General features: G+C 62.5%; 10 protein-coding genes and 6 tRNA genes. 8 read left to right on the top strand and 8 right to left on the bottom strand.

The features are described from left to right. The first annotated feature begins 55 nt into the window (after positions 1-55). Together ABH922_RS08980 and ABH922_RS08975 are read left to right on the top strand one after the other, a co-directional pair. Positions 56-313 (top strand): hypothetical protein, encoded by a 258-nt coding sequence (locus ABH922_RS08980; protein WP_424806577.1) that lies wholly within the window; start codon positions 56-58, stop codon positions 311-313. Continuing rightward, positions 310-1,767 (top strand): type IV secretory system conjugative DNA transfer family protein, encoded by a 1,458-nt coding sequence (locus ABH922_RS08975; protein ID WP_424806576.1) that lies wholly within the window; start codon positions 310-312, stop codon positions 1,765-1,767. Before ABH922_RS08980 ends, ABH922_RS08975 begins: the two co-directional genes overlap by 4 nt. 55 nt (positions 1,768-1,822) lie before the next feature. On the opposite strand, the gene ABH922_RS08970 is transcribed toward ABH922_RS08975, so the two are convergent. From ABH922_RS08970 to ABH922_RS08935, 8 genes are all read right to left on the bottom strand, one after another. After that, positions 1,823-2,233: a hypothetical protein gene (locus tag ABH922_RS08970; protein ID WP_424806575.1), complete on the bottom strand. Its 411-nt coding sequence runs from the start codon at positions 2,231-2,233 to the stop codon at positions 1,823-1,825. A gap of 56 nt (positions 2,234-2,289) precedes the next feature. Beyond that, entirely contained in the window at positions 2,290-3,549 is a 1,260-nt protein-coding gene (locus ABH922_RS08965; RefSeq protein ID WP_424806574.1) for a hypothetical protein, read from the bottom strand. Between the two features lie 1,564 nt (positions 3,550-5,113). Then, a complete protein-coding gene (locus ABH922_RS08960) occupies positions 5,114-5,356 on the bottom strand; it encodes a hypothetical protein (protein WP_424806573.1) in 243 nt (80 codons plus the stop codon). Then, a complete protein-coding gene (locus ABH922_RS08955) occupies positions 5,353-7,152 on the bottom strand; it encodes a phage/plasmid primase, P4 family (RefSeq protein WP_424806572.1) in 1,800 nt (599 codons plus the stop codon). Before ABH922_RS08955 ends, ABH922_RS08960 begins: the two co-directional genes overlap by 4 nt. A 1,589-nt stretch (positions 7,153-8,741) precedes the next feature. Next, on the bottom strand, positions 8,742-9,896 hold the full coding sequence (locus ABH922_RS08950; RefSeq protein WP_424806571.1) for a hypothetical protein: 1,155 nt from the start codon (positions 9,894-9,896) through the stop codon (positions 8,742-8,744). Then, positions 9,893-10,297: a hypothetical protein gene (locus ABH922_RS08945; protein ID WP_424806570.1), complete on the bottom strand. Its 405-nt coding sequence runs from the start codon at positions 10,295-10,297 to the stop codon at positions 9,893-9,895. The genes ABH922_RS08950 and ABH922_RS08945 overlap by 4 nt, the downstream gene beginning before the upstream one ends. Before the next feature lie 254 nt (positions 10,298-10,551). Beyond that, positions 10,552-10,767 carry a helix-turn-helix domain-containing protein gene (locus tag ABH922_RS08940; protein ID WP_424806569.1) on the bottom strand — a complete coding sequence of 72 codons (216 nt, stop codon included), beginning with the start codon at positions 10,765-10,767 and terminating at the stop codon, positions 10,552-10,554. A gap of 350 nt (positions 10,768-11,117) precedes the next feature. Further along, positions 11,118-11,189: transfer RNA gene (locus tag ABH922_RS08935), tRNA-Val, on the bottom strand. 304 nt (positions 11,190-11,493) lie between these two features. Here ABH922_RS08935 and ABH922_RS08930 point away from each other — a divergent pair. From ABH922_RS08930 to ABH922_RS08905, 6 genes are all read left to right on the top strand, one after another. Further along, positions 11,494-11,566, top strand: a tRNA-Gly gene (locus ABH922_RS08930). A gap of 24 nt (positions 11,567-11,590) precedes the next feature. Next, a tRNA-Cys gene (locus ABH922_RS08925) sits at positions 11,591-11,661 on the top strand. A 1-nt stretch (position 11,662) separates the two neighbouring features. Next, positions 11,663-11,737: transfer RNA gene (locus tag ABH922_RS08920), tRNA-Val, on the top strand. Positions 11,738-11,829: 92 nt separating this feature from the next. Next, positions 11,830-11,905, top strand: a tRNA-Gly gene (locus tag ABH922_RS08915). 14 nt (positions 11,906-11,919) lie between these two features. Further along, a tRNA-Val gene (locus tag ABH922_RS08910) sits at positions 11,920-11,994 on the top strand. A 411-nt stretch (positions 11,995-12,405) separates the two neighbouring features. Further along, the gene (locus ABH922_RS08905) at positions 12,406-12,762 is read left to right on the top strand and encodes a phosphotransferase (RefSeq protein WP_424806568.1); all 357 of its coding nucleotides are present in this window, start codon (positions 12,406-12,408) and stop codon (positions 12,760-12,762) included. Positions 12,763-13,720 lie beyond the last annotated feature (958 nt).

Here is a 13,720-nt window from a genome sequence, read left to right as displayed (position 1 = left end):
TACCGTATGGCTAGCGCAAAAGCGCATCTGAACAGGAACGATAGGGAGTGTGTTTATGTCCGAGAAACTCACCGCACGACAGGTTGTACCGCTGACCAGCACCGAACTGGCCGATATGCGGGCCTGCGCACGGCAGCGCGGAATGTCGACGGGTTTATATGCGAGGGCTCTGCTGCTGCACGCCTTCGGGGAACTCGAGTACCTCGGCAGTCCCGGCATCGAGCAAGCCATCACCGCCGAAAGCTCAGCAGCACAGCAACGTGTCAGACAAGGTGCAAAGACGGCAGCTGCAGCACGCTGGGCGCAGTCATGATCGGCCGCGCGAAGTCCGCCGCCGCCGGCCGCACGCGGCAGGCGCCGCCGCCGTCGGACCAGCCCTACGGCGGGGTTCTCGTCGTGGAGCAGGGCGCGATCATCACCGACCGCACGAACACCGGAGGCCGAGACGGCAGCATCGCGAAAACAGCACCTCACCTGCTCGTTTCCGGTCGAACGGGTGAAGGCAAATCCAGGTCGGTGCTGGGTCCGAACATCGTGATGTGGGGTGCGCGACCCGTCGTTGCGATGAGCAGTAAGGGCGACCTCGCGGAAATGACGATCCGCAAGAGGTCCACACGTGGCCCGGTGTATCTGCTCGATCTGTCGGGTGAAGTCCGCGAATCGGAACTGAAAGGTGTCCCGGTCACCCGAGTTGCCTCAGATCCTTGCGCAGGCATCGACTCCGACGACTCCTCGTTGGAGGCCGCTGCCCTGCTCATCGAGACCGGCAGTCTCGGCGGTGGTGACGGCGGCGGGGATTCGTTCTGGTCCACCCTTGCCATGCGACCCTTGGCTGCGCTGCTGCGAGCCGGCGGCTGGTACCCCGACCCCGAGACCGGCGAGCCGGTGTGGGGCGGCGGGATCGAATGGGTGACCGCTGCCTGTGAGAACCCCGGCGACGACGGAGACGGCGGGGCCACGACCAGCGACTATAGTGACGACGAGGAGGCCGAAGAGCCTCCGCTGGACTTGGCTACGCCCACCTGGGACGTGGCATATCTGCGCGCCATGCTGCAAGGTTCACGGCACGCCGCGAGCTTGCTTTCGGCAAAGAAACTCGACCCGAAGCAGAGAGACAGCATCGGTATCAATGCGCGAGTCGCGTTGTCCGCGTGGGCAGTCGAGGCCGTCGTGGGTGAGCCGGGCACCACGGCATTCCATCCTTCGATGCTGGCGCAGCCCGGTGCAACCCTCTACCTCGTCTCACCGATGGCGGGCGGTGCGGCACCGGCGGCGTCGGTCGTCCTGGTGCAGATCGTGAACCACTGGCGCAAACGTGTCGGAGAACTCAGCGACATACTTTTCGTCCTAGACGAGGTGCCCAACGGCGCGCCGCTGCCGGTCAAACGCTTTCTGGGCTGGATCGGCGAGGGCCGTGGTCTCGGCATCCGCGTCGTCGCGGCAGTACAGAGCAGCTCCCAATTCGAGATTCTTTGGGGCCCAGCCGGAGTGAAAGTTCTCAGAGACATCTTCCCCTCAGTGCTCATCTTGCCTGGTGCCCCCGAGAAAGAGTTGCTCGACGCCGCCGCGTGGTCGGCGGGCACAGAGGAGCGTGTGACCAGCTCGCTCGATGCACAGGGCCGAACCAGCCTGGCAAGAGACAAGATCGAATCATTGTCGGCAAACGAGTTGTTGCCCCGAGCCGGGGAGGGCCGACTGCTGCTCGGTGGCAGGCCAGGAGTCCGAGTGCGGCTACCCGACATCGCGGCCACGGACCTGCTCGACTGACGCAAGCAGAAAACCCCTCTACCGCTGGTAGAGGGGTTTTCTTGTGCTTGCTGCGTCACATGCCCGCAGCGTGTACCTGGGCCTTGGTCTTGGTCTTGCCATCGGCCGGCTGCTGCTGGGCCTGGCGTAGCTGCTTCTGCCCGTCCTTGAGTCTCGCCTGTGCCTGGTCGCGCCCGACCTGGTTGACGCTCCCCGGTTGGCGCTTCGGGGCCGCATTCGCAGCCCGTTCGGCGGTCCTCCGAACTCGCTGCCGGTTGGCCTGGGCTTGCCGCTGAGCAGCGCGGTGCTCGGTGCCGCCCACAGCCGCCTCACCGAACCGCTTGCGTACAGCGTCCTCACCGCCGGGTTTCGCCAACATCTCCCGCATGGCCGCGACCTTTTGCGCATCGGCCTCGATATTCTCTTGGCGCGGTCGTGCCTGCCCGGATCGCGGCGCCCACGCACGCTTCTCCTCGTCGTTTGCCATGACAACGTCCTCTCATCATCCTCAGGGTCCGGTGTTCCGGGCCCTGGTCCTGCGGCTCATTCACCTAGCTCCTGTGTCTTGCTCTGGGTGCGACCCTGCGCGACGATCTGCTCGTTTGTAGCCTTCACGTCGCGCTGGCCTGCGCCCAAAGCAGTCTTGAGACGGTCGCTGCGTTCACCCACGGTCTCGGTCGGGACCGTCTTCCCCCGCGCCGCGTACGTCTTCGCGGCCAGCGCGTGCCCCAGTTCGAGTAGCGATGTCCCGTCGGAGCGTTTGGCTCCGCTCAATGCCGAGGCGAGAGCCGCGTTCATCTCGCGCTGGGCGAGCTTGGGGTCATACTCCGGGATCGAGGCCAGGCGCGTCTGAACCTCTTCCTGGGCCTTCTCGGCTGCCCGGCGGGCAGTAGCAGCCTGCGCCAGTTCCTCGGCCGCCCGCCGCCGCTCTTCCGCAGCTTCGTCCCGATCGGGTTGCGCTTGAGCCGCACCCTCGGCGCGGCCGGCTTCGCGCGCCTGGGTGCGCAGAGCCGGCAGCTCGGCCACCCCCGCTGCGAGCCGCTGACGCATTTCTTGAGTGTTCGCCGCAACCTCCCCGTACGCGTCTGCCGTGATCGCCGAGTAGGCGACAGTGTTCTGATCGGCAAGTACCTCAACCTCAGCGAACTTCTCGCCTACGAGCGCCGCCTGATCCGCGATCTGCACCACCTGATCCGCGACCTCGATGCGAGCGTGCTCCACCTCCTTGAAGTCAGCCAGGCTCAAATGACGACTGTGGCGCAACTCGTCTCGCTCACTCTCGACTTCGTAGCCGAGTGAAGTCATAAATTCTCTCAGCTCGGCGTGGTATCGCTCCATCTTCCGGCTTGCGCCCTCACCAACCATTTTCGGCGAGCCGTCGCGATTGAAAAGGTCCGCGCCCGTCTCTGATCGGGCTTGGACTTTCCGGTCGCGGGGATGCCGACCGAAAGCCCGGCTGAAACCATTTTTGAGCGCGTCCGGATTCTTCCCGTAAACATTGGAACCGAAAGGATCGGAGAGGAGCTGGATGTGCGGCCTGCTTTCGTCAAGATTGATGCTGTAGCCGTGCATCGACGCCTGCCCGCCGGGCAGAATCTTGGCCTGGAATGCCAACCAATCGTCAAAGTAGCGCATCGCCTCGTCGTGCCGGTCGGGCCGAATCCGATAACGCGGCAGCATAATCGGATCGCCGGTTCGCGGGCCCGATTCATAAACTTTCGGCGTTCCGTCTTTACCCACCGCCTGATACGTTGTGCCGTCCGGTTCGACGTAAGCCCAGGGGAGTTGCCCCACCGTCGTCACCGCGAAACGCTCACCTGTGTTTAGTCCTCGACTCAGTCGTGAGACTCTGGCATCGCCGTACGCGACGACGTCTTCGATGCTTGTCGACGCTCGGAATCCGCCTCGGCCGTCGTTCGTCATGTCGACATTGAAGGGCGTCATCGTGACATTGATCGCCGGGTTCTGCGCCGCGTAAAAAGCCACGGCCGCCGGGCCGGCTGTCGATCGCTGCGCCTCGGTCGTGATGAGACCGCGCGACCGCCGATCACCGGCGCCGCCGGTCGACCGTTGCTCTTGATGGTTCATGCTCGCGCGGCTCGCCTGAGACGACATCTGGCCCTCCCTTCGGTCGTGCCCGGTGAGCGGCGGGGTGGGGGTCTGATGTGGCGGGGCCCTGCTGCGCCGCCCACCTCAACATACCCCCACCCCGTACCCGTATCAACCTTGAAACGGCGTCGTTCCTAGGCGCTGTAGGAATGGAACGCACGTTCGAACTCCGTTCGACCGTGCTCTCGCTTCGCTCGCCATTCCCCGGCGCCCTGCGGGGCGGGCCCTTCGGGCCGGAATACCTTGCCGGGCAAGGCCCGCCGCTGCGCGCCGGAGAGAGTGACAGGACCCGACTGCTCGCTCGCTCGCAGCCGGGTCCTGTCACCCCACAAGAGATTGAGAACCACCCGGCAGGGCGCCGGGGTGACCTGTCCGAGCACCACTGTCGAGCGCCGCGACGGAGTGCACCTACGAAAGTGAATACGGCGCAACGGACACGACGCCGTCCGATACGCAGTTGAGACGCGGAAGTAGAAGCGAAGGCGGTCTGGATGCGGAAGCAAGTCCACCTGCGGCCTCAACCGACCGACGAAAACCCAGCATCAGTACCGTGATCCCTGCCGGCGTCCGGGGTGGATACGAGCCTGTGGAACACGACAGGGAAGAGAGGAGCCAGGCGCGGGATCAGAACTCCGGGTGCCGGCCAGTGGCAGGCACCCGCAACGAGCGCAGAGAGCGAGGGCGAATAACGCAGCGCAATAACGCGCACCGCAGAGCAGCGCCCGACCAATAATCGACGGTGATAAAAACAACGACCTAACAACGTGGATGCGCCGCGCAAAAACGACTCAAAGTCGTTGTCAGGTAGATGATGTGCACGCGTCAATACGGTGACACATCGAGGGTTGCTCGCTCATCAGTCGCTGTTTGCAACGAGCTACCAACGTGCACCGCCTTAGCTCGGTGATAGCAGCGACAACACTCGCTCATATCCGGCAGATAACACGGTGTGACCACGCAGCAAAGTCGTTGTCTGGTCGCTGTTTGCAACGAGCTACCAACGTGCACCGACATAACATCGGGCTTGCGCGCACCTATGTCGTTGTTAGGTCGCTGTTTGCAACGATTGAAAATGCCTCTAACGCAACACTTCCACCGATCAAACCCGGTACAACGAGGTTGCAACAGGTTTGCATCGAGCTAGCACCGACGTAACAACGACCAAATGCGCTGTTGAATCGGTGCTAGCCGCGACCAAACAACGAGACAACCCCATCACTGGTCGGTGACGGGGTTGTCTCGCTGCGGTGTGGCGGCGTCAGTCGTTGTCGGTGCCACCGACTGCCGGTGCACCTGGTGGCAGCGGCGGCGGAGTTCTCCCGCCGTCGGTCCGTCGCCAGGCGGCGACGGCATTGATCTGGACTTCGAGCAACGCGGCGGTGAGGGCCGCGTCACGAAGCTGGCCGACCGTCGCAGCCTCGAAACCGGCACGGACTCCGAGCAAGAAGGCGGTCGCGGCTGTGTCGTTGTCATCCGGGTGCGTCATTCCATCTCCGGTCATAGCGGCACCTCGATTCCATCCCAGACCCAGGGTGTGAGAGAGGGAAACGGAGCAGGTGCAGGTGCAGGTGCTGGTGCTGGTGCTGGCGCAGGTGCGTCACGAGTCAGCGCCGGACCCCGCGGCGGCAGGTCCGCAGTCACTTGTCGCAAGTCACCGGCAAACGCCTGTCGGCTCCAACGGGCGATTCCTGGATCGCCCGTGACCATCTCCTCAACCGCTTGAGATTGGCCGTATGTCCGTGTCCGCAGCACCGACCGCCCGAGGGCGCCGAACACGCTGCCGCAGGAGGAAGCGTTGGTCATCCCCCAACCCGTGAACCTTGGTTTCTTGCGATTGCCGCTGCTGTCGCGCTCGTCGCGCCAGACACCGCCGCGCACGGCCTCGTCGACCAGGCGGTCGACGAAGTTCTCGATGGTCCCTGGATGCGAGCCGGGGTGCGCCTCGCGCATCCACGCTTTGAAGGCGTCGAACAACATCGCGTAAGGGAGAACGGCCAGCGTGCTGTCGGCGATGGCAGGTTCCCACTCCCGCCAGAAGGCGATGACGGGATCGTTGCTGCCTCGGTACCCCTCAAGCGCCGCAGCCACTTCCTGCGGCTCGCTCAGCGCGGTGATGCCGCCGACTCCGACCAGTGCCTGCCAGACAAACCATTCGCGAACCTCGGCGCGGCGAACGTAGTCGGCCTTGATCTCGGGGATTTTGCGGACTTCGGTCCCAGCCGCCATGAACCGCGCACCGAAGGGGACGATATGAAGACGGCGATCCATCGCTCCGCTTTTGTCACGGATCTTCGGCAGCCGATTGATCGAAAAGATCATCGGGACGAAAAGTTTCACCTCGATCGGATCTCGATATTTCCGATTGATCTGAATCGGATCGTGCGAAGAGATCGTTTTCAGCATGGCCGACGACTTCATGAAGCCGTCCGGGTCGCTCTCATCACTTAAGTTCGCCACCGCGCCCAGCAGCCGGGTCAAGACGAAATCTTTCTCCCCGCTGAAAGCCTCCAAACCCAAGCTCGCGCAACGCAACCCGGCGGGTCCGCCGAGGATGCAGCGGTGCAATTCCAGTAGCGTGCCCTTGCCGTTGGACCCGGACTCGGCGTAGTAAAAGACACTCTTGTCGTCACCGAAGGCGCGGGGGCGCAGAAGACGGTTATTCACCTCGTGGATGGATCGGGCGAGGGTCTCCGACCCCATCACTTCCAGCAACCAACTCTGTGGATCCCACCAGGAGCCGTCCGGATTCTGGATCCGGGGTAGCGGAGGTTCCGCTACGGGCAGCCGGGTGCGTGCCTTCGCCATGAACACAAAGTCGGATGAATACGGCAGGCGTTCGCTCGTCGCCATGTTGTAGACACAGTCGTCGAGAGCAACCAGATCCGCATCCTCCGTCTGGCGACGGAGAGGTGCCAGGTCACGTAGTGCCCTCAAGGCCTCGTCAACCCAGCGACCATCGATGTCGTACACGACGCCACGCAGCCACAGGGTGATCGCGTTTGACTTGCCGCTGCACTCGACGTAGATGCCTTCGGCCTCGTCATATACGGCCAGTAAAGCGTCGTCGCGTGCAGCTTCGGCCCCACCCGCTGGTATCAGCACTGCCACGCGGTACACCAGCAGCAACTCGGCGGCTTGCCGAGGAGTGAGGCTCTTCAGACGTGGGGCAGGGATCTTGGTCTTCGTTCGGTCGTAGATCGCCTGTGCCCAGGCAGCAAGTGCGCGGTTGACGGAGGAGGTGAGTAAAGCGGCTGCGGCCTGCGGTTCGGGGCGGCTCTGCCGAATCTGCTTGAGCACTTCGCCAGTGGCACGGCGAAGTACCTGGTCGTAGGTTTCGGCACCTAGGGTGCTCACAGCGACGGTGTTACTGTCGGTATCGAGATCGTTACCAGGATCTACCGAAGCGCCGGCTGCCAGGCCGGCGTTTTCTTTTGCGCTCATACTTACGCACCGCCAGCAGCCAAATACGAAGTCACGGCCGCGCGTGAATACCGAACGCTGCGGCCAACCTTAATGAAATCGGGGCCGGTACCCCGGTAGCGGCGGGCGGTCAGCGCCTCGGTCGTTGTGCGCAGAAGCGCAGCAACTTCGTCGGGCAGAAGAAGGTGCTGGGGGTCCGTAACTTGCGGTGGAGCCGCACCCGGATCAGGAGAGCTGGGAATGCTTATGGCAACGGTCATGCGGAGACCTCGTTTTTTTCGAGATCCACCCCGGGAGCGTCATCGCTCATTCGTGGAAAATACCGGGGCCCCGCCTGCTGACTGCCCCCTCAGGGGGTTCTCCACCGGCCACGGGGGTCAACTCGCTCTTAGGGGTGCCATCCCTGCCTGGGCTAAGGCTGTCGCATCTCTTAACGCCGTTATCCCCACCATTACGCGGGCGGAAGCCTCCGGGCAGTGGCCTGCCGGTCGAACCAGTACGTTTCCCGAGGCCGGAAGCGTACCGTGCGGTCTAGCTTACATCAGGTGACGCGAAATGTCGGGATTTGACGTGGCATGGCGCGGTGGTGGTCCAGTGGTCCAGCCGTAGGATTCGGTGGACCACCTGCTGGACCAGGTATAGGTGCAGCTCAGGGTGCGTTTCTGGGGTAGCTGGTCCAGTGGTCCAGTCGTAGCCGGAAAACTTTCCCTGTGTGTGCGGGTGCGTGTGTGCGTGCGAAGTTTCTTATTTCTCATTGGACCATTGGACCAAAATGGTAAAAGAGGGCTTCTACCTGCAGTAACGGGTGGTCCAACGGTGGTCCAATGAGAAAGTTGCATTGGACCACTGGACCAGTCAGCGGATTACGACAGGGTGTGATGGAGTGGCCGCTTGCAGCCGCCTGTCGAAAGCTGCAAGACGTGAAAGAACCCCGATGCCGATGGCACCGGGGTTCTGCTTTCTGCTTCTACCGAACGGCGCAGCGGTTTCACTTCACTGTGCCTTCGTACCCAGACCCGTAACACGAATTTCGGCGACTTCGTTGTTCTGCGTTTCGGTGAACGCCGGTGCGACCGGTGGCATCGAACGGATCGACGGCGGCACCCTCGGTGGCCGCCGCGCAGTCGCACCTATTGCCGATGCCGTTGAGGAGCACAGCTGACGTGTTGGGGTACACCCGCACCGCCAAGTGAGCGACGTCGATCACGGTGTACCAATAGAGTCCGTTCCGCAGTTATGCGTCGCAGTCTCGGTGAGAGCCGGACCCGCACGGACACCGACTCCGGCTCTGCAATCCGTTCACCCGCTGAGACACCTGAACACGAAGAGCAAAACTGGGTCGAACTACTTAGTAGTCGACGACACTGAGGGGCTGCCCACACCCGCGACCCGCAGCATCGCCAAACCGATAGAACTGCGGTACGTCTCGGACACCCTCGACTTGCTCGACAGTGTGCCCAGTCCGATCAGCCTGAACACCTGCTAGCGATGTACTCCAGCGCCTCGTCTCGATGTGACATGAGTATTTCAATCACACGAAGGCCACCAGCCATCGCTCCTTCGCGGAACGCCCCGAGCCTGTCGACCCGTGTGAGCACCTCCTTGTCGGACAGGCTGTCAAGCCACTCGGCGAGCTGCGTCCTGCTCGGTGCACCAGGCAACGTCCCGATCATCTCTGTCAAATCATCTCGGACAGGCCCTGCTCGGAGCCTTTCTGAGTGCCTCTCGGTCGCCGAGACGAACGTCCCGGCCGCGATTGCCTCGCGCTCGTCCTCGTGGCCGACCGAGATGTCGTACCGAGCCGGCAGGACCGGACCCTGCCGATCGCCCGCGACGAGGATCGGCACGGCTTGCTCGCGCACCCAGTCGGCAATCTCGCGCAATTCGATCATCAAAGTCGGCCAGTCATCGGTACCTGGCCGATTCACGCCGATGTTCGGAAACAGGGACCACTCGACGATCTCACCGACCGGTGCCTCCGCGAGAACTTCGCCAACCACTAGTGGCCTCAGCAGGCGCTTCTCTAGGCCGTCGATCGACTCAGGCCGCTGGTCCCGCCGGTACATCACCGGCAGCATCACCGCAGCGACGGCAGGCATCCGGTGCTTCGCGTGGTTGGTATGCAGTACCAGACGGGCGAGCGGATGCTCAGACGGTGCCTGGCAACGATGGAGCGGCTGCAACCGCTCGATGCGTTGCACCAGCTCGCTCCCCGCCTGCAACGAAGACGGACCATTCTTACGCTTGCCCTTCACCCACTCGTTGAAACCAGCCTGGTCCTCTTTAGCCGGGATCTCGACAGTCTTGGCCGCCTTCTCCGCGAGCTGTCCATCCCGGCGCTCGACCTCAGCGAACAGGGCGTGCTCAAGCGCAGCACGCAGAGCGACCAGCGCGTCCGCGACCAGCAATGGCAGCTTGCGCGGCAACGGATCGAAGCCGTCAACGACCAAGCGATTGACCTGGCCGTCGGCTTCCTCGCGGAGCCGCACGACGTCGCCGGCCGCCGCCTGATAAGTGAACAGCAGCTCACCGACCTGATCAATCAGCTCGTCGGCGTGCGACAGCGTCGCCGCGACCGGGAGTTGGTGGTCAGGGAGCCACAAATAGTCAGGGGTGCTCACGCTCCCCCACCGTCGATCCACGGCGAGGTGCCGACCACCTCGGCCCCGACCGACTCCGCCCACGGACGAGCGAGATCAGGATTGCCGACGATCACACACAAAGCGGTGACGCCCGACGCATACTCCAGAGCCTTCTCCACCTCGTTGGGATTCGCCCACGCCATGATCAGCGGCCCAGGCGTCGAAGGTGTCGAGAACCCTCGGCCCGTGATGACCTCCAGCCGGTATCGCTCGATGAACGCAGCCAGCTCCTTGTTCTCCCGCAGGTTCCTTTTCGTCGGGACCCAAACCGTTACCTCCTGACCTGGACCCAGGTGCTCGCGGCACCACGCGCCAGCCACGACAGGCGCACTCGGACCGCGTCGGACGACAGCCACCGGGCAGTCGCGCTCCTTGTACATCAGACCCCCATCTGTTCGGTACCGTCACCGCAACTGGATGGTCAGACATTCCCGACAAGTCACATACCCCACGTCCAGCTGGAGTGCGGCCCGCGTGGCAACCTTCGACCCCGGCTCTCGCCTGAGAGCCGCGCGGGCACAAAATTGGCCGAGACCGAGTACCCGCAGGCCTGACAACACATGTCAGATACATACGACCCCCGGCGCCAAGCTGCGCCGAGGTTCTGTTTCTAGCTGCAACTACGGCAACGCGGTCATCGAGCACCACCGTAGATGTAGTCGCGCAGCGACGCAGCAGGAATCTGAACGATCACGCCGCGCTTGCGTGGGCGGACCGTGCGAAGGGCACCGGTCGCGAGAAGCCGTTGAACACTGTCGACGGAGACGCCGAGTCGTTCGGCCACCTCATCCATGAGGAAAACACGCAAATCGTCGGACGGGTCGAATCGGGTGGTCGTAGAGGCAGGCACCAGCCCGCTCCTTTCGTCTGAAAGAAGCGCGTGCTGTGCGAATGCTGGAGAGGTGCCATCGTCAATCCCGGAGAACCTGTTAGGCGACCTACGGCCAATGCCGGCCGGGGTTCTCCGCCAGCCCCGCTGTACCGCCGGGGCCACGGCCTCGAATCTTTACCCCGAGGCGGGCTACGCGACCCGGCACGTCACCGGGCATCACTGACGGTACTCGAGTGCCGCAACAAGGCGCAACCAATATGGGCGCACATTTGCCAGTTCGGATCCGAAATCCCACGGGGGTCCCACGGAGCGTCGCATTCGACTCCTAGAAACGAAGAAAACCCCCTGTTACCAGGGGGTTCTTCTTGTGGTCCCGGCTGGGATCGAACCAGCGACCTTCCGCGTGTGAAGCGGACGCTCTCCCACTGAGCCACGGGACCGTACATCGGTTCGAACGCATGCGCTCGAACGAGATGGAACATTAACATGAGCACGGACTGAACACGAATCGCCAGGTCGGGGTTGTCCGCTTCACGTCCGCCGGGAGATCGTCGTCGACACCGCACTCCCCCCATACATGCAGCCGTACTCAGGCGGCCCATACCGCCGTTCAGGGTTCACCCGACCCGCGATTGGTTGCCGATCAACCCCCTGAACTGGTGATTTGTAAGTATCCGACACAGTCGGCTAATGTTTTCAACGCACCACGGAGAGCAACCAACTCCCCAAGCAACACGGTGCGATGCGGACGTGGCGCAGCTGGTAGCGCACAACCTTGCCAAGGTTGGGGTCGCGGGTTCGAATCCCGTCGTCCGCTCGAGAGGTGTAACTCAACCTTCGCGGTGGAGTGGCCGAGTGGTGAGGCAACGGCCTGCAAAGCCGTGCACACGGGTTCGATTCCCGTCTCCACCTCGCGCGATTAGCTCAGCGGGAGAGCGCTTCCCTGACACGGAAGAGGTCACTGGTTCAATCCCAGTATCGCGCACCACGTCAGGCCTTCGGGCCTGATGATCAGGGCCTGCTTGTAGGTCTGATAAGTTAGAAAAAGTATTGACCCCGGAAACGAGGATCAATACTGATGCGGACGTGGCGCAGCTGGTAGCGCACAACCTTGCCAAGGTTGGGGTCGCGGGTTCGAATCCCGTCGTCCGCTCCATTTTTTCCTATCCTGCGCGATTAGCTCAGCGGGAGAGCGCTTCCCTGACACGGAAGAGGTCACTGGTTCAATCCCAGTATCGCGCACCACAGATGGACCAAGTCAGGCCCGGTACTCACCGGGCCTGACTTTTTTTCGTGAACCGACTGTCATTGCGCGCCCGGCGGCTCGCCGAGCGCCAGTGCGTATTCAGTGCTGCGTACGCCCTCGATCCGAGCCGGGATATTTCGGAACAAGTCCTGAAATGCTTGCGATAATCCTCTGTCACTTTTAGAGGACGCCTGCACGCTGTCCTGCGATTTCGGTCTTGCGTGGAGTTGTCTTCTGACATTCTGTGTTCAGAAATGCAGTGCACTCGGCGGCTGCGCTCGAGACCATGCTGCGGAGTCGTGTGGTGGATGCGGAGAGAATCAGCACAGTCGAGAGCGGCGTACTGACGGCGGTGGATTAGCAATGGTGCTGGCTCGGTCGCGGTTCGCGGCCTTGGCGCTGTGCAACGCATGGAAGCACTCGATTCCGCACTCAGCAATCTGAAGTCGCTGCATGATCACCCGACCGACTTCGTCATGCCGCCCGGCCATGCCAACCACCAGATTGCAGGTACACACACCGACGTGGTCTGCCACTGGGATGCCACACCGTACAATTTCGTTTTCGACGGAACTCGAGCTGTCGGATTCATCGATTTCGACGAAGCAGAGCCTGGACGTCGAATCGACGATCTCGCCTGCTTTGCGTACCGCTACGCCCCACTATCCAACGACGGCGGCTGGCCAGACGACATCGATCGATATATACGCCTAAGCACATTTTCACGACGTACTCCGACTCAGGGGCAGCATAGTTGCCGGATCTGACGACCAAACGTCTCGACGCGATGAAACGCGCAATCGTCGTGCGCCAACAGGACGGAAGCGCGGCATTCTCGGTTGAGCTGGCGAGACACCTCGACATTTGCAGCGGCGACCAGACCTTCATCGAGCGGCACCGACGTGACATTCTCGACGCTCATCCTAGCCACAGCTGATCACGCCAGCTCAGCAATCAATGTAGATACGCTTCGGATCGAACGAGTTCACCGCACACTGCAATTCGGAGGTGACTACTACTTGCTTCCCGCATTGAGATCCGCGTTCGGAACACACTGCGCTCTGCTCAGCCCCTACCCGGCTGATCCGGTCTTCGCCGAAACCCCCTTCCCGACCCGGGCAGCGGCGACGACGTAGGCCGATACCGCGTCTAGTGCGTGGGAATGGTTGCCCGCGATTATCGACGCCGTGACTACCGCAGCCCGTGAGAACGCCGAACCGCCCGATCCTGGTATCCGTTCATGCTGCTCGGCGTCTGCACCGACCAGTAAATTCGCAAGATCAACGACACGTTGAACGAGCTGGGCATCGCCATCGACCTCGACAACCGAGATCGGTGTGACGTGACTCCGAACTTGTCCAATACGACAGGCAGCTGTTCGCCGCACTGAGCGTGAAATGTGGTTCCGACATGCAAACTAACCTGTCCAATGATCGAGATTCGACGATCTCCTCGCGCGTTGTGCCGGTTTTATGCGTATTTTAATTCTGTCCGCGGACATCAGTGGTAGCAGGTGCACAGTCGGTCTAGGACTAGATTCACTATCTGTTTGCGAGTCAATCACGAAGCCCTTACTCTTGCGGCGTGCATTTGTACTTTCTCTGAGACGGCTGAGTAAGGCCTTCCGCGCTCGTTGAGCTATTCGAGCCAGCGGCGGCCGCTCGTTCTCGACCCAGCGTGGGTCGCCGTCTTCGGCGTACCGGTTTGCCGGCTTCCGGTGTGGTG

Source organism: Rhodococcus sp. 27YEA15 (assembly GCF_049739425.1).
Taxonomy (GTDB): domain Bacteria; phylum Actinomycetota; class Actinomycetes; order Mycobacteriales; family Mycobacteriaceae; genus Rhodococcus_F.
The sequence above is the reverse complement of the archived record's forward strand: the minus strand, read 5'-3'. Positions and strand labels throughout refer to the sequence as shown.